We start from the raw sequence: 16,278 nt of genomic DNA on the forward strand, positions 1-16,278 counted from the left end.
ACAAAGCTCACTTCCCCTCGCTTTGCTCTGCTTCCTTCTTATTCTCAACCAATTTCTTCTTTTTTAGCACAAATGTCCTCCTTTTGCTGGGGACTATTAAATTTAATTAATGTGCCACCCCGACAATCGGGGATATTCGCGCCCTGATGCCAAGGCAATATACCTGCACTGATCCAGCAGCTTGTCGAAGATGGCATCCCAGGAGCGGGACAAGGCGTATTCATGAGCATTCCGGCCCATGGTCTGACGCCATTCGCCATCTCTGTACATCAGATCCAGAGCGGAAGCGAAAGCGGCTGTATCGCCGGGCGTTCGCTTGAAGCCCGTCAAGCCCTCCCGGATGGTATCCTGTACGCCTCCTGCGTCTGCGCCGATGACAGGCGTGCCGCAGGCCATAGCCTCCAGCACCACATTGCCGAAGGTTTCCGTTGGCGACGGAAACAGCATAACGTCAGCCGAGGCGTACCAGCGCTGCAGCTCCTGCGGCGTCTGGAAGCCGATGAACCGCGCTTCTACTCCCTCACGCGCGCACATCGCCTGCAACGCTTCGGCAGAAGGGCCGTCCCCTGCAATAACGAACTTTGCCTCCGGGCAGCTATTCCGCTGAAAGGCAGCAAAGGCTTCGATAGCGGTATCGACGCTTTTCTCCGGCGCAAGACGACCGGCGAATAATACGAGAAAGGAAGCCGGATCAATCCCGGCCCGCAGCAGATGCTCCCTGCGATCGACCAGCGGATGGAACACGCTCGCGTCCACTCCCCTGCTCCATATGTGCAGCTTTTGTTCATCCCAGCCCCGCTGGGCCAAATCCGACAGCGTACTTGCGGATGGAACAAATATGGATCTGCAGTCGCGATGGAACCACTCCATATATCTCCATAACAGCTTTTCCATCCATTGCAAATTGTAAAACGGCAAATATTGATCGAAGTTAGTGTGATAGGAAGCAATAAGCGGTATTTTGAATTTCCGTGCGGCGCGGATGCCGCTCAGGCCAAGGTTGAATGGGGTAGCTACGTGGATCAGATGAGGATTGAAGGCAGCGATTGAATTTCGAATATGAATGGGGCTTGGAAAGGCCAGCCGGCATTCCGGATAGAGGAAGAAGGGCAGGCTTGCGAATCGTTCTACGGAATTCGGCAGCGCGGGGGAATCCTCCGCACCCGGCGGCTCCGGCGCGAACACCAGGCACTCGATTCCACGCTTCTCCAAGTAGTTCGTCCACCGTTTCAGCGTTCGGGCAACCCCATTGACGTCCGGAACAAATGTGTCCGTAAATATAGCCACTCTCATCTCTTCTCGCCTCCGTCTTGCTCCCGCCGCCTCCGGCGAGCGAAAGCATGTATTCTTTCTGAGATTGTAGAATGGTTATGTTTTCTTCGGATTAAGAGGGTATGAATGTATCGTTAATATGAAATTCGCACGACGTTAACGTTCCGACAATATTACTCTGCTATAATGGGATTAGAAGATGCAAAACAACAGCTGAGGACAGAGAGGATGAACGCGAGTGGAGAGAGTGATCGGTTGGATAGGATGGATGAGATTAAGAGAGCGGAGGATGCTCATTTGGGCGAATCGCCGGCCATCCGGCAACAGGCTGTTCATCGCGCTCGATCGGTGGCTCAGCACCGTTACGCATATGGGGGGCGCCACGTTTACGCTGGCAACAGCGCTGCTCTGCGCCTTGCTTGCCCCCGCGCCCTGGAGCACCGCAGGCTGGCAAAGCTTGGCCGCGGTTGTCATTAGCCATATTCCCGTCGCGATCGTCAAGAGGAAGCTGAAGCGGCTTCGTCCCTATCAGGCGCTGCCGGATGTGAATACTTGCCCGAAGCCGCTGTCGGATTCTTCCTTCCCTTCAGGGCATACGACGGCAATCTTCGCGTGGATCGTGCCGCTGCTCCTTATAGGCGGTCTATGGACAATCGCTATTGCTCCCGTCGCTGCGCTAGTCGCGCTGTCGGTAGCGTGGTCGAGAATGTATCTTGGCCTTCATTATCCTTCAGATGTAGCCGCCGGAGCGATGATTGGCATCGGAACCGCATTGGCCGTCAACGCTCTGTGGCTTGAACAATCCCCATTCCTATAACACGATGAAGACAGAGTGGAGGAGCGCGTTGCCGCTACTCCTCCCCCTCGTCGTCCACCTCAACGCCTGCGGCAGCCTCTGCGCGCAGGCTTTCTTGTCTGCGCTCGCGGTGCTGTCTCAGCGCCTCTTCCCCAATCACAACCTCCACGCGATGGATGGGCTGGCCCTTCTCCGCGAACTTGGTCTCATATTCCGTGAACACCAGATCCTCCCTTGGTCCATCCTTATGCAGGTTCAGCGAGATATTGCGCATAACAAGCTCCATATCGGCAAAGCTGTTCAAGGAAAATTCGAATAGCGACTGTGAATCCGTTTTGAAATGAATTTCGCCCTTCTCGTTCAAAATATCGATATATTTGGTTACGAACCGTTCATGCGTCAATCTCCGGCGAGCATGCTTGCTCTTCGGCCACGGATCGCTGAAGTTCAGATAGATTCGCTCTAGCTCACCAGGCGCGAACATCGTTTCGATACCTTCAATATTAGCACGAAGCAGCGCCAGATTAGGGGGCTCGCTCTCGCCCTTCTCCTCCCAGGCGATGCGAGCCTTCTCGCTTGCCCTTCTGAGCAGCTCATCGTACATATCCACACCGATAAAGTTAATATGGGGATTGCGAACGCTCATTTGGCTGATGAAGCGTCCTTTGCCCATCCCCAGCTCCACGTGAATCGGATTGTCGTTGCCGAAGAACGCCTTCCAGTTGCCTCGATGCGGCGCCGCGTCCAGCACAACCAGCTCTGGCTGGCTCTCCAGGCTTTCCCTTATACCTTTTCTGCCTCTCAAACGCATATACGAATTCTCCTTCGTCATCATTCACGAAATTATAGTCAGTCCTTATTGTGCCCAACTCCGCCATCATTGTAAAGGGGTACCTTCACCGCAGACAAAAAAGGCATCCCCTGCGGCCTGCGATAGACCTTGGAATGCCTCTCATCGTTTCCGATGGGTTATATGGATATTGTGAAGCTCTAATTCAGGAACTGGTACGAAATGGAGGTGTTCTCCCTGCCATCCTGCGCGCTTGTACCCGCCAGAGCCATGTTCAGCTTCTTGCGCGCGGAAACCTTGACGTCATGGTTCGAGTGGAAGTTCAGTCCGGCGAGAGCCATAAGCTCCTTCACCGTCAGCTCAACTGTTACTTTCTCATCGCCATTTGGAATTTTTGTCAAATTCATCTCACATCACCTCGTCGGTTTATGTTTTAAAAATTACCAATTCGTCGACTTTTCATGTGTGCGGTTACAAATAGGCTATGTCAGGTTTTTTTATTGATTTGTCGCACTTTTAATATAACACATCATGTTAGGTTTATCAAGCCCAAACTTCACTTTTTATTTTGATGTTACCAGTTTTCCCAGAATCCGAACATTCATGCGCCGCACCTTGGACAAAGCATGGCTTTTCGTGAAAATTTCCGATAAAATGTAGGATGAATGACTTGATGGAAAGGAAAAATGATGAGTCTAGTACATAACGCTGCCCAGCAGCCCATGCTGTGGGGGGATAAAAGATTTCATACCTGGAACTACGAGATGAGGGAGCAATTCGGAGGCAAAGTGTTCAAGGTGTCGCTTGACGCCGGCTTCACCTGTCCCAATCGGGACGGCTCCATCGCCAAGGGCGGCTGTACGTTCTGCAGCGCCAGGGGCTCCGGAGATTTCGCCGGAAGCAGAAGAGACGACCTCGTCACGCAATTTCATAAGATCCGGGACCGCCAGCATAAGAAATGGCCAACAGCGTCCTATATCGGTTATTTCCAGGCGTACACCAATACGTATGCCCCTGTGGATGAGCTGCGCGACTACTACGAGACCATACTGGAGCTGCCAGGCGTTGTGGGGCTGTCGATCGCGACTCGCCCGGATTGTCTGCCAGACGATGTCGTAGATTATTTGGCGGAGCTGAACGAACGAACTTATCTCTGGGTAGAGATGGGGCTGCAGACCGTGCACGAGTCGACTTCTGAGCTGATCAATCGGGCCCATGATACCGCTTGCTATCTGGATGCCGTCAAGAGGCTGCGAGAGCGCGGCATCCGCGTATGCGCCCATATCATCTATGGCTTGCCGCAGGAAACCCATGAGATGATGATGGACACCTGCAGGGCTGTAGCGGGCATGGATGTGCAAGGTATCAAGCTCCATCTCCTCCACTTGATGCGCAAAACCCCGATGGTGAAGCAATATGAAGCCGGCTTGCTGCGCTTTCTGGAGCGGGATGAATATATCCAACTGGTCGTCGATTCGCTTGAGCTTCTGCCTCCTGGCATGATCGTGCATCGAGTGACCGGCGACGCGCCGAAGGAGCTTCTGATTGGACCGATGTGGAGTATGGATAAGTGGCCGGTGCTGAACGGCATCGACCAGGAGCTGCGGCGGCGGGATACATGGCAGGGCAAGCTCTGGAGGGAGGAGGCGCAGCATGGGATTTCTATCCGTTCTTAGCCAGGCACACAAATGGATTGGCGAACGGGCTGGCCTGGGCGACGTCGTCATCGACGCCACTGCGGGCGGCGGCGTTGATACCCTCGCCCTCGCCGAGCTCGTCGGCCGGAATGGGCTGGTGCATGCGCTGGATATACAGCAGGAAGCGCTCTATCGCACGCGTGAGCGGCTGTCGGCAGCCGGCTCGCTGGAGCAAGTCCGCCTTCATCTGCTGGATCACGCGAGAATGGCGGAGGCGGTGTCCCCCCAGCATCAGGGCTGCGTCTCCGCGGTCATGTTCAATCTAGGTTATTTGCCAGGAGGAGACACCTCCGTGATCACAACCCCATCTACGACCATAGAGGCGCTCGCTTCAGCGCTTAACCTGCTGAAGCCCGGCGGCATTGTGACATGCGTGCTGTACCCGGGGCACTCCGGCGGAGATACGGAAGCGCTAGCGGTCGAGGCGTGGGCTGCAGGACTGCCCCCAGCTGAGGGGCATGCCGTATTATACCGGCAGCCACAACGAAACACGGCCCCTTATTTGGTCGCCGTTGAGAAGCGTAAGAGATAATTCCATACAGAAGGGAAGCGGGACTATGGCAGTGAAGAAGCTGGAGCATTTAGGCATTATGGTAAGGGATATCGCTACATCTATTGCGTTTTATACAGAGGTGCTTGGACTGGAGCACAAATATACGATGACGCATACCAACGGCGTCATTCAGCTCGCGTTTCTGGCTTTTGCCGGGCACGAGGATACAGAGCTGGAGCTCATTCAAGGCTATAACGCAGAGCTTCCAGCCGAAGGCAAAGTGCATCACGCCGCATTTACGGTTGATGATATTGAAGCCGAATTCGAAAGATTGAAGGGACTGGAGCAGGTAGAGCTGCGTGACACTGAGATCACTACGCTGCCGAACGGCGCCCGTTATTTCTTCTTCTACGGACCTGACGGCGAGCTGCTGGAGCTGTTCCAGCCGGGAACGCCGGGCGGCGCCAACCAAGCGTAGACGGCTGCGCCGTCCTTGGACGGCGCAGCATACGTTTCGCGTTGAATATAAGCCCAGTATGGAGACAGCTTACTTCTATTTGAAAACAGAAAGCTATTCCGAGCGCCGCTTTGGCTGACTTGGAATAGCTTTTTTCGTGCGTATGCAACCCCTCACCCCTTTAAAGGGATGCCCCCTCAGGCGTAAGCGTCAGATAATAGGTTCGCGGCTTCGGCTTTTTAGTTCCCTGCTCTACCGCATACAGCATAATAAGAAGCGTATGCCGGCTCTTCTCGAGAACGCCTGTCTCCAGGTATAGCCCCAGGTCAAACGGCAGCTTCTCGAGAACGGCATGCTTCGGAAGCTCCCGCTCCCCTAAGCCCAGCTCGGCGAATTCCCGCGACACTTCCTCAGGGGAATCCACAAGCTTTTTCATCCAGCTCATCCACTCCGCTTTGTCCATGCCCTTGTCCCACCAGATTTTGCGCGGCTTGTAATGATGATTCAGGTAAAAATCATATTGCATCAGCCCGAGCGCAACCTCGAGGTCCAGACCTGGAGCGTCGCTTCCCTCGGACGCCTCCAGAAGATACGCCCAAAGCCTGGAGAACAGATCCTCCAGCTGATGGCCGATCTTCTGCCAGCCGCGCGCCTCCCAGTAATCGCCGAACCGTTGGAAGAAATCGAAGGGCGACGGGAAGACAGCATCGACCAGGTAGAGGAGCGTATGGTCCATTCGATGCGCGTTCCAATATTTCTCCAGCACATCCTCCACGCGTTTGATGCGCACGATATCGCTGAACGGCATCAGATCGTTGCCCAGCATTTCGTACGGCGCCCGGTCCATATAGATATAGCCCCACTTGTCCGCGTCGCGCCGCAGCCCCGTTCCCCGCAGCATCTTCAGGAAGCCGAGCTGCAGCTCCTCGGGACGCAGGGCAAACACATCGTTGAACGTGCCTCGGAAGGTATCGTAATTCTCAAGCGGAAGCCCCGCAATCAAATCCAGATGCTGGTCGATCTTGCCGGAATCCTTCACCTTGGTCACCGTACGAACTAGCTTATTCCAATTCTGGCGGCGCTGTACGGCAAGGTTGGTGGGATCATTGGTCGACTGCACGCCGATTTCGAAACGGAAGATGCCGGGAGGAGCGTGCTCAGCCAAGTAATCCAGCACCTCCGGACGCATAATATCCGCCGTAATCTCAAACTGGAAGACACAGCCCTGGTGATTGTCAATCAGAAACTGAAAAATCTCCAGCGCATAGTCCCTTTTTATATTAAAGGTACGGTCGACGAATTTGATCAGCTTGGCCCCGTTAGCGATCAGATACAGAATATCGGATTTGGTCCGCTCCATATCGTAATACCGCACACCCACCTCGATGCTGGAGAGACAGAACTGACAGCTGAAGGGGCAGCCACGGCTTGTCTCGAAATAGACAACGCGGCTTCCAAGCTGCGGAATATCCTCCTTAAAGCGGTGCGGCGAAGGCAGCTCGTTCAAATTCAGCTTCGGTCTTGGCGGATTGACCAGCGTCTCGCGTCTCCCCTCTCTCTCCTTACGGTAAGCCACTCCGAATACCATATGGTATTTGCCGTCTCCTTCGATTTCGGACAGCAGATGATGGAACGTCTCCTCCCCTTCGCCCACCACAATAAAATCGACTTCCGGGAGTCTCTCCATCCAATATTCGGTATCATAGCTCACCTCGGGACCGCCAAGCACAATCTTCAGGTCGGGCTTGATCTTGCGAAGCATATTGACAACCGTAATCGTCTCTTCGATATTCCAAATATAGCAGGAGAAGCCTATGACATCGGGATTGCGGGAGAACAGATCAGAGGCAATATTCATAGCCGGATCCTTGATCGTATATTCGGCGATCTCTATATCAAATTGATGCTCGCTATAGGCTTTCAAGCAACGCAATGCTAACGACATATGAATAAACTTGGCGTTCAGCGTGGACAACACAACTCTCATAAAGAGCTAACCTCTCTCTTGTACTGGCATAATGGACTGCACCTTATTGTACCTAACTTCCCGCGCAAAAAAAAGCAGCGTTCTGTCCGCCTAAGCATCCAGAGCGCTGCCTTCTCTTAAAGCACGTGATGTATAAGTCCAGTTTTCAACAGGCGGGTCTTAAAATCTGGTTTCCATGTATAGCTGATTTTTTAGCTGCATGTTAATAACAGGGTAACGAACTCGCCACCTGCCGTCGCCGAGCGACGTCACCTCGCTCGCCTTCAGATCGCGCGGACGGAATTCATAATCCCTCTCGAACGAAATGACGACTTGAATGTGATCATCCGGCAGCATCCGGTTAAGCTCCATTGCGAGATTAACCGCCCACAGCCGCAGCTCGCCCGCCGTCGCCTCGCCATAATACAGGTAATACAGCGGGTCGATGTTGGCCGTCAGCATGAGCCAGCCCTCCGCGTCGCGCCGCGCCTCCCAATTGGTGAACGATGCAACGCCCTCCAATGTCTGCACAGAGCCGAACTCCTTCTCCATGAGCTTTCGAATATCCTCCAGCGGCGCGCCGACCAATGTATCTGGCAGCGATGGCGTCAGGAAGGCCGCTTTCCTGACCATATCGGGCGTAACCGTGTCATACAGCATTGCGGCTTGGAACGCCGAGATGGCAAAGTTCAAATCCGCATACGAGCCGTCGATGCCCGCATAGATAATGCCGATCAGCTCGCCGTATTCATTAAACAACGCGCCTCCGGAGCTGCCATGATCCGTCTGGGCATTTGTCTGGATATAGCTCATGTCGCCATCGTAGCCGAGGTTGCTGATCAGCCCTGTGGATACCGTGTTTTGAATGCCGAGCGGGCTGCCGATTGCATATACGCGGTCGCCTTTACGAGCCTGGTAGCCGTAGCTCAGCTCGATCGGCTCAAGCTCCAGCGGCTCCTCTGTGCGGATAATCGCCAGATCGGCGTCCTTGTCTGTCGCGACAACACCCTTCACCGCATATTCATCCTCATAGATGGACTGCACGGTTGCAGAAGTCGCGTCCTCCATAACATGATAATTGGTCAGCACCAGGTCCTCGCCAATCACAATGCCGCTGCCCAGCGCACGATTGGTCGATATCATCACTACGCTGCGGTCATACAGATCAACGATATCCGTCGCCGTCAGCTTCGCCTTTGAGGTTCCTTCCTCCATTGCCTCCGTATACAGCTCATACTCCTGATACAGCCAGCTCTTCACATGAATTTTCGGCGCGGCTGCATCCCATTCCACGGCGGCGTCGAGCTGCTCAGCTACGAACCGGACAGGAATATACGGAAGCTTGTTATAGAGGGCTGCCGAGGCCTCCAGCGCCAGCGTCTTGCCGTTGACGATTGCCTCCTTCTTGCCGATTGCCATCGTGAGAGTCGTGCTCCCGTCTCGAATAATAATCGTATTCGTCTTGCTCTCAAGCACATAAGCGACATCCAGCGAATTCAGCAAATCCGCCATCGGCGCAAGCGCAACTCCGTTCTCCTTAACAATCGGGCCGGACAACGAGACCGCCTCTCCGTCTATCCACAGTTGAATGTCCTCCTTCTTCGCCGTCGACGACGCTGCAGCTGCAGCCCCCGAGCCGACTAAGCTTGAGAACGGCGAAAGCAGCAGACTCGCGGCAAGCATAGAGACCGCCAAAGCTTTGTAGCAACTACCCTTCATCATGAAGACTCCTCCACTTTTCCCCAAAATAACCAATGTATTAATTCCTCTACAATCCTATCATCCGAATCTAGCTTTGTCTATGAATACGGCGTGACTTGCACGCCAAAAAGCCCGGAGACTTAACCTTTAAGTCTCGCGGGCTTGAAGGGATCCGTTATTCTCCAGCAGGCGGTGTAAACGATCTGCCGGCAAATTCCGTGTCCAGCATGTAGAAGGCATTGCTGTCTTTATCAATACGCTTCAGCTTGTTAATGATGCTGTCGAACAGCGCTTCCTCTTCAACCTGCTCGTCAATGAACCATTTCAGGAAGTTGATGGTTGCATGCTCGCGATCGTTCATCGCCAGATCGGACAGGTGATAGAAGCGTTCCGTATTCTGCTGCTCATGCTTGTAGCCTTGCTCGAAGGCGTGCAGAATGGAATTATAATCGTTCTGAGGCTCGCCCAGCGCTTGCAGCGTTGCCCGGCGTCCGCGGTCATTCAGAAATTTATATATCTTCATTGCGTGGAACCGTTCCTCTTCCGCCTGCACGATAAAGAAATTGGCGAAGCCATCCAGGCTGTCTGCGGAGCAATAAGCCGCCATGGCAAGATACACATGCGCAGAATAGAACTCGAAGTTCATTTGTTCGTTCAATGCTTGGGCCAATGCATCATTCATCTATGTGCACCTCACTTTGTAGTTTGGATTTATTCTAACATAAAAACAAGAGACGGCAAATGCCGCCTCTCCTATATTTACCAAAATTTCGTTATCCAATCATCTTCTTCAGCTGCTTGTAGAGCAAGTCCGAGGATGGGGCGCTGATGCATTTGGATTTGACAACGACGAAGCATTCATGTCTGCACGTTCTGCAATTGCCGAGACAGTCGCTTTTCTTTCTCTTAATATCCGGATATTGCTCCTTCATCGCCTTATACAGCGACTTAGAGCCGTTCTTGAAGTTTTTCTTGCAATATTTGATCTTCTTCATCATGTCACCCCGTGCTCCACCAAGCTGAGTATGTTTCTCAATATGATGATAATAATTATCATTCACAATGTCAACACTTATTTAGCAAAAAAGCCGCCCGAAGGGCGGCTCATGTCATTCATCCCACTATGGCGTTGTTAGAAGCAGCTCCATTCCCTTCTGCAGCTGTGTATCCTCCCGATCCAGCTTCTCCTTCAGCAGCTGGAGCAAGCGATAGCCCGTCTTGTCGTCGAGCTCCCCGGTCGCCTCCAGCTTCTCTGCAGTCTGGAAAGCCTTCAGCGCCGCTTCCGTCTCTTCATCGAAGATGCCCTCAGAGGACAGCTCCCCATAGCCCAGCTCTCTCAGCATGATCTGCAGCGTCACCACGTTGTCCCCGTAGCTGCCCCGCTTCAGCTCTGAGCCGGTAGCGAGAGGGCGTATAGACGCATACTCCGGCAGCGCCACCTCATAATCGGGCGCTACGCCAACCTCGTTGATCCATGTGCCTCCAGGCGTCTTCCACTGCGCTTCGGTAATGCTCAGCACGGAGCCATCCGGGAATGCGCGGAACGCCTGCACAACGCCTTTGCCATAGGTGGTCTCGCCAACCACCTCTGCACCCGCTGATTCCTTCAGGGCGGCAGCCATCACCTCGCTTGCGCTGGCGGATTGGCCATTAACGAGAACGACGATGGGAATGCTCCACTCTTCCTTCTGCTTGGAGACAAAGCTGACGGTCTGCCGTTCGTTTTTGTAGACGACATCGAGTACCTTGCGCCCCTTGGGCACTAGAATATTCGCGATTTCCAACGTGGAATTCAGCAATCCACCGGGATTGGAGCGCATATCCAGCAGCAGGCCTTGCAGCGGACCTTCCTTCTGCAGCTTCTCCAGCTCCGCCTTGAACTCCTCGTCCGTATTGTGGGCGAACCGGCTGATCGTCACATGGCCGATGCCCCCCTCCAGTCGTTCGGACGTCACGGTATAGACCGGAATCGCAGCACGCTGCATCGTCATTTCCAGCGGCTCGTCCTCGCTTGCCCGCTGAATGCGGAGCGTGACGGAGGAGCCCTCTTCGCCGCGCACAAGACCAAGCAGCTCGTTGAACGGTTTCCCGGTCACCTCGACCCCATCCACCGCAAGCAGCTTATCCCCCTCAAGCAGCCCTGCGCGTTCGGCCGGCGTATCCTTAATAACGGAAGTAATCAGGAACGCGCCGTCCTCCTGTCGCATATTCGCTCCAATGCCAAAAAATTCAGCCTCATACGACTGGGTGTACGCTTTACCCTCTTCTCCGACCAAATAATGAGAATAAGGGTCCTTCAGTGAAGCGACCATACCCTGCGCCGCACCGTTAATCAAGTCCGCCGGCTCGGCTCCTTCCAGGTAGTCACTCAGAATTTTGGCATATGTGGTGTTCAGCTGCTTGAATTCGGGCTCCTTCAGAATGGGGTATCGCATGCCGGAGGACATCATGCCCAGCACGTACCCTACTCCAAGCAGCAGAAACACCGCGATAACATAAACGAATCCGGACTTTTGCTTTGCTGGGGGTTCATAATAATCGTTCATCTCATAATCTCCTTGTACGAAAGCCAAGTTTTCGCTACAATCAACCTAATTGTGAAGCACCGCAACCAGCGAGAGGAGCTGTACCGTAAGGATGTACAAACTGATTGCCATTGATGTAGACGATACTTTGCTTAATGATGAATTAACCGTAACAGAAGGCACCAAGCAGGCGATGGCCGCGGCGATCGAGAGAGGCGTAACCGTCACACTTGCGACGGGGCGCATGTTCGCTTCCGCGCAGCAAATTGCCAGAGGCATCAATCTTAATGTTCCTATTATTACGTATCAGGGAGCTCTCGTCAAAACGCTGCTGGAGGGAGAAGTGCTGTACGAGCGCTCCGTGCCTACTGACGCCGCCAAAGCCGTCTACGCCTATTGCGAGGCGAACGGCCTACATCTCCAGCTGTACGTCGACGACGAGCTGTACGGTACAGAGGATAATGACCGTATACGCGCTTACTCCAGGCAATCCAATATCCCCTACCGCATTGAACCAGACTTCTCCAAGCTAATCCATCTGCCAATGAACAAGCTGCTGATGATTGACGAGCCGGATCGTCTCGATCAGGTAGCGGAGGAGCTGAAGACGCTTGTGGGCGATCGAGTGCACATTACGAAGTCGAAGGCGCATTATCTTGAGGTGATGCACAAGGAAGGAACGAAGGGCCACGCCCTGCAATATTTGGCCGGACATATTGGCTGCACGATGGCGGAGACGATTGCGATTGGAGATGCGTGGAACGACCGTGAGATGATACAAGCAGCCGGTCTTGGCGTTGCGATGGACAACGCTGTGCCTGCGCTGAAGGAGCTTGCCGATTACATCACGCTCTCGAACAATGAGGACGGGGTCAAGCATGTTATCGAGAAATTTGTGCTGAGCCGCTAGAAGCAACCCCTAGATACAAGTGAAATCAGCCCTGCGAGTCCGCAGGGCTGATCTCATACAAGGAGAAGATGGAATGTGAACAATACGAGTTGCCCGCTATGCGGACAATCCAACAGCTGCGAGGCTGAGCGTTCCGATGCCGTATCGGACTGCTGGTGCTTCCACCTACCGATCCCCGCGGAACTAAGAAGCCGTATTCCGGATGCGCATAGGGGAGCCTGCATCTGCCAAAACTGTGTTCAGCAATATTGGAATAATAAGGAATAATTCCCTTCAGACTAGGCTTAGCTCCGGCATACATACAATGCGGTCGCAGACCACTTCCGCATCTTCGATATCATGCGTCACCAGAATGGACGTCATTCCCGCCGATAGAAGCAGCGCTCTAAGCTCCAGTCGAATGCTCCCTTTCAGCTCCGCGTCAAGATTGCTGAACGGCTCATCCATAAGCAGCAGCTGCGGCTTGGGCGCCAGCGCCCTCGCGAACGCCACTCTCTGCTGCTGGCCTCCGCTAAGCTCATGGGGATAACGATTCCCGTACCCTGCCAGCTTCACAAGCTCCAGCATCTCCGTCACTCGGCTCGCTCGCTCGTGACGGGACTTGCCGTGAAGCCCGAAGCTAATATTTTGAGCGACGGTCATATGGGGGAACAAGGCATAATCCTGGAAGACCATGCCCACGTTGCGGCGTTCCGGCTGAACGAACTGATAACCGCCCGCCATCGTCCGTCCGTTAATCGCTATCTCCCCGCTCTTCGGATTCTCGAATCCCGCGATCAGCCTCAGAAGTGTGCTTTTCCCGCTGCCGCTGCCGCCGAGAAGGCCAATGGTCTCCCCTTGCTCCAGCGAAAGCGAGAACCGGGACAGCACCTCTTGCCTGGAGCCGGGATAGGCGTAGCTGACCTGGTTCACATGTACATAGCTCATTCGTGTCCTCTCCTTCCCAGCAAGTGAAACAGGCTGACGGATATGATCCCAAGGGCAATAATCAACAGTGACGGAAGCGCCGCGTAATGAATCTGCTCGTCGCTCGCGTATTGATACGCCTTGGTCGATAATGTGTTGAAGTTGAAGGGACGAAGGAGAAGCGTAAGCGGCAATTCCTTCACAACCTCCATAAAAGATAATATTGCTCCCGTCAGCAGAGCCCCTCTGAGCAGAGGCAGCTCCGCCTTGAAGAATGTCCTTGTCATGCTGTAGCCGAGCATGCGCGACGCTTCCGACAATCGTGTGCCAAGCTTCTCGCGCCCAGCGTCGACAGCATTGAAGCCGACGGACAGGAAGCGGACCACATAGGCGAACAGGAGCATGGCGATAGACATGCTCAGCACCAGTCGTCCAGCGCCCAGCCCCAGCCATTCGTATATGCCCGCCAGCGAATGATCAAGCGAGAGGAACACGGCCAGCACGCCGATCGACAATACCGCGCCAGGCATGGAGTAGCCCATAGACAGCAGCTTGCTTGCCACAAGCGTAAAGCCGCTTCGCCAGGTGTGCAAAGCGTTTGCTGCAATAACGGCAATAAGCATAATAAGCAGCACGGCAGCAAGGCATATCGCCAGCGTATTCCCAATCAGCTCCGGGAAGCTGTCGTTCCATACATCTGCATAGGTCCATACGGCCCACGCGGTGAGCTGGGCGACAGGAATAACGAATGAAGCCAGCACAACGACAGAGCCGAAGAGAACAGCGGCGACCGCAGGGAAGCCTGTTAATTTTCTTCTCTGCAACGGCGCGCTTCGATTGGCGGCAGCATGGTACCGTTTCCTCCTGCGAAGCAGCCTCTCCAGGATGAACAGCCCTACAATTACGCTCATAAGCATCGCGGCAAGGCGAATCGCCGACTCGATGTCGTACATGCCGAACCAGGTTTTGAATATGCCCACTGTGAAGGTCTGAATGCCGAAGTGCTTGGATACCCCGTAATCGTTTAATACCTCGAACGCCACGAGACTGGCTCCTCCGACAATAGCTCCTTGAGAGATGGGCAGCACCACCCGGACAAATATATACAAGGGATGCTGGCCAAGCAGCCTCGCATTCTCAATATAGGAGGCGCTGTGTCTCTCCAGGAACGATTTGGCCATCAAGTAGACGTAAGGAAACAAAAACATCGTAAAAATAAAAACAGCGCCTTGCATCGACATCACATCAAAGTAGGCCTGGTTCAGCTTCAGCCCAAGCCCGTTCCTGAGCAGCCTCTGCACCGTCCCGGTATAGCTCAGCATGTCGCCGTACGTATATGCCGCAATGTGAGGAGGAATCGCAAGCGGAAGGATAAATGCAAATGATAGAATACGCCGCAGCGGGAACTCATAGGCCGCCGTCAGCCACGCCAGCGAGACGCCGACAGCAACCGTCAATGCCACAACACAGACTACGAGCAGCAGCGATTGCAAGGCGTAATCGATCAGCATGTAATCGCGAATATGCCCCCAGTTCTCACCCGGCTTGCCCCATATGCCCGTAAAAATATAAAGAGACGGAAGAAGGGCTATTGCAGCCCCTATTCCGCTAATGGCAATCCAGCCGTTCCATCTCTGTCTAAACCCGCGAAGCAACCAGGCAAGCATATTACTTCCAGCCAGCCTTGTTCATCAGCTCCGTAGCTTTCTTGTTATATTCGCCCAGCTTGGCGAAATCCAGAGTCTGGGTTGTGAACGCGCCCCACTCCTTCAGCAGCTCAGGAAGCTCCGCCGCTTCGTTGACCGGGAATTCGAAGCTGCCGTTCGTCAGCATTTCCTGGCCTTCCTTGCCAGTCATAAATTCAACAAGCTTCAACGCGTTGTCCTTGTTTTTGGCATGCTTCGTCAATCCGATGCCGCTAATATTCAGATGCGTGCCAGTCGTGGCTTGATTCGGGAAAAATACGCCCAGACCTTCCGCAACCTTCACTTCCTCCGCATCCTTGGAATGCAGCATTTGGCCGACATAATAGGTGTTCATGATGGCTACATCGCCCGTGCCAGCCGCGATCGCCTTCGCCTGGTCGCGATCTCCGCCTTCCGGGTCACGGGCAAAGTTCGCAACGACACCGCTTGCCCATTGCTCCGCAGCTTCCTCACCGTTCAGCTCGATCAGCGAAGCGACGAGCGACTGATTGTAGAGATTGCTGGACGAACGAACCAGCAGCTTGCCCTTCCACTGCTCCTCAGCCAGCGCCTCATAGGTAGACAGCTGCTCCGGCGTTACACGATCCTTCGCATATGCGATGACGCGGGCGCGCGTAGCGAGACCGATCCATTGATTGTCCGTATCGCGATATTTCTCCGGCACGTTCGCGAAGATAGCCTCCGATTCGATTGGCTGCAGCACGCCGCTTTCTTTGGCGTAGTTCAGCACGCCTCCGTCCACCGTAATGAACAGGTCGGCTTCCGTGCTTTCGCCTTCTCTCTTCATCCGCTCGACCAGCTCTTCCGCCGTTCCCTTAATTTCATTGACAGTAATGCCTGTCTCCGTCTCAAACTTATCGAACATGGCAAAATCGATATCGTAATGGCGTGCCGTAAACACATTTACGACGCCCTTGTCGCCGGAACCGCCGTTTCCTTCTTCTCCGCCCTTGCTGGAATTATTGTCTCCGCATCCGGACAATACCATCGAAGCCCCCATCATAATTGCCGCTATGCCTGCTACATACTTTCTTTTCATTTGTGCCGCTCCTTCTCATC

At 54.0% G+C, this 16,278-nt stretch carries 17 protein-coding genes; 6 read left to right on the plus strand and 11 right to left on the minus strand.

What is annotated here, in order from left to right; translation table 11 throughout:
- Positions 1-102: 102 nt before the first annotated feature.
- On the minus strand, positions 103-1,293 hold the full coding sequence (locus AB1S56_RS17935; protein WP_340868350.1) for a glycosyltransferase family 1 protein: 1,191 nt from the start codon (positions 1,291-1,293) through the stop codon (positions 103-105).
- Between the two features lie 217 nt (positions 1,294-1,510).
- On the opposite strand from AB1S56_RS17935, the gene AB1S56_RS17940 reads away from it, so the two are divergent.
- The gene (locus tag AB1S56_RS17940; RefSeq protein WP_340868351.1) at positions 1,511-2,089 is read left to right on the plus strand and encodes a phosphatase PAP2 family protein; all 579 of its coding nucleotides are present in this window, start codon (positions 1,511-1,513) and stop codon (positions 2,087-2,089) included.
- 34 nt (positions 2,090-2,123) lie between these two features.
- Here the strand turns inward: AB1S56_RS17940 and trmB are convergent, their stop codons facing one another.
- The gene (gene trmB, locus AB1S56_RS17945; RefSeq protein WP_340868352.1) at positions 2,124-2,879 is read right to left on the minus strand and encodes a tRNA (guanosine(46)-N7)-methyltransferase TrmB; all 756 of its coding nucleotides are present in this window, start codon (positions 2,877-2,879) and stop codon (positions 2,124-2,126) included.
- A 179-nt stretch (positions 2,880-3,058) separates the two neighbouring features.
- Positions 3,059-3,265 carry a hypothetical protein gene (locus AB1S56_RS17950; protein WP_340868353.1) on the minus strand — a complete coding sequence of 69 codons (207 nt, stop codon included), beginning with the start codon at positions 3,263-3,265 and terminating at the stop codon, positions 3,059-3,061.
- Positions 3,266-3,547: 282 nt separating this feature from the next.
- Between AB1S56_RS17950 and AB1S56_RS17955 the strand changes: the two genes are divergently transcribed.
- The 3 genes from AB1S56_RS17955 to AB1S56_RS17965 are packed head-to-tail and all read left to right on the plus strand — an operon-like array spanning position 3,548 to position 5,526.
- Entirely contained in the window at positions 3,548-4,534 is a 987-nt protein-coding gene (locus tag AB1S56_RS17955; protein ID WP_340868526.1) for a TIGR01212 family radical SAM protein, read from the plus strand.
- The gene (locus AB1S56_RS17960) at positions 4,512-5,087 is read left to right on the plus strand and encodes a class I SAM-dependent methyltransferase (RefSeq protein WP_340868354.1); all 576 of its coding nucleotides are present in this window, start codon (positions 4,512-4,514) and stop codon (positions 5,085-5,087) included. Before AB1S56_RS17955 ends, AB1S56_RS17960 begins: the two co-directional genes overlap by 23 nt.
- Positions 5,088-5,112: 25 nt before the next feature.
- Complete coding sequence (locus tag AB1S56_RS17965; protein ID WP_340868355.1) at positions 5,113-5,526, plus strand: VOC family protein; 414 nt, start codon at positions 5,113-5,115, stop codon at positions 5,524-5,526.
- Between the two features lie 160 nt (positions 5,527-5,686).
- On the opposite strand, the gene AB1S56_RS17970 is transcribed toward AB1S56_RS17965, so the two are convergent.
- The 5 genes from AB1S56_RS17970 to AB1S56_RS17990 form a co-directional block, all read right to left on the minus strand.
- Positions 5,687-7,492: a B12-binding domain-containing radical SAM protein gene (locus AB1S56_RS17970; protein WP_340868357.1), complete on the minus strand. Its 1,806-nt coding sequence runs from the start codon at positions 7,490-7,492 to the stop codon at positions 5,687-5,689.
- Between the two features lie 159 nt (positions 7,493-7,651).
- Complete coding sequence (locus tag AB1S56_RS17975; protein ID WP_340868359.1) at positions 7,652-9,193, minus strand: trypsin-like peptidase domain-containing protein; 1,542 nt, start codon at positions 9,191-9,193, stop codon at positions 7,652-7,654.
- Positions 9,194-9,347: 154 nt separating this feature from the next.
- Complete coding sequence (locus AB1S56_RS17980; RefSeq protein WP_340868360.1) at positions 9,348-9,854, minus strand: ferritin; 507 nt, start codon at positions 9,852-9,854, stop codon at positions 9,348-9,350.
- Positions 9,855-9,945: 91 nt separating this feature from the next.
- On the minus strand, positions 9,946-10,170 hold the full coding sequence (locus AB1S56_RS17985; RefSeq protein ID WP_340868362.1) for a DUF1450 domain-containing protein: 225 nt from the start codon (positions 10,168-10,170) through the stop codon (positions 9,946-9,948).
- A gap of 123 nt (positions 10,171-10,293) precedes the next feature.
- Complete coding sequence (locus AB1S56_RS17990) at positions 10,294-11,718, minus strand: S41 family peptidase (RefSeq protein ID WP_340868364.1); 1,425 nt, start codon at positions 11,716-11,718, stop codon at positions 10,294-10,296.
- A 91-nt stretch (positions 11,719-11,809) separates the two neighbouring features.
- Here AB1S56_RS17990 and AB1S56_RS17995 point away from each other — a divergent pair, with 91 nt between their 5' ends.
- Together AB1S56_RS17995 and AB1S56_RS18000 are read left to right on the plus strand one after the other, a co-directional pair.
- Complete coding sequence (locus tag AB1S56_RS17995) at positions 11,810-12,607, plus strand: Cof-type HAD-IIB family hydrolase (protein ID WP_340868365.1); 798 nt, start codon at positions 11,810-11,812, stop codon at positions 12,605-12,607.
- Between the two features lie 75 nt (positions 12,608-12,682).
- The gene (locus AB1S56_RS18000) at positions 12,683-12,874 is read left to right on the plus strand and encodes a cysteine-rich CWC family protein (protein ID WP_367903373.1); all 192 of its coding nucleotides are present in this window, start codon (positions 12,683-12,685) and stop codon (positions 12,872-12,874) included.
- A gap of 6 nt (positions 12,875-12,880) precedes the next feature.
- Here the strand turns inward: AB1S56_RS18000 and AB1S56_RS18005 are convergent, their stop codons facing one another.
- Genes AB1S56_RS18005 through AB1S56_RS18015 form a run of 3 tightly spaced genes read right to left on the minus strand, consistent with a single transcriptional unit; the run spans position 12,881 to position 16,258 of the window.
- The gene (locus tag AB1S56_RS18005) at positions 12,881-13,534 is read right to left on the minus strand and encodes an ABC transporter ATP-binding protein (protein WP_340868366.1); all 654 of its coding nucleotides are present in this window, start codon (positions 13,532-13,534) and stop codon (positions 12,881-12,883) included.
- The gene (locus AB1S56_RS18010) at positions 13,531-15,180 is read right to left on the minus strand and encodes an iron ABC transporter permease (RefSeq protein ID WP_340868367.1); all 1,650 of its coding nucleotides are present in this window, start codon (positions 15,178-15,180) and stop codon (positions 13,531-13,533) included. The genes AB1S56_RS18005 and AB1S56_RS18010 overlap by 4 nt, the downstream gene beginning before the upstream one ends.
- Position 15,181: 1 nt before the next feature.
- Complete coding sequence (locus AB1S56_RS18015; RefSeq protein WP_340868368.1) at positions 15,182-16,258, minus strand: Fe(3+) ABC transporter substrate-binding protein; 1,077 nt, start codon at positions 16,256-16,258, stop codon at positions 15,182-15,184.
- Between the last annotated feature and the right edge of the window lie 20 nt (positions 16,259-16,278).

Origin of the sequence: Paenibacillus sp. PL2-23 (assembly GCF_040834005.1) — a bacterium.
Classification (GTDB): Bacteria; Bacillota; Bacilli; order Paenibacillales; family Paenibacillaceae; genus Pristimantibacillus.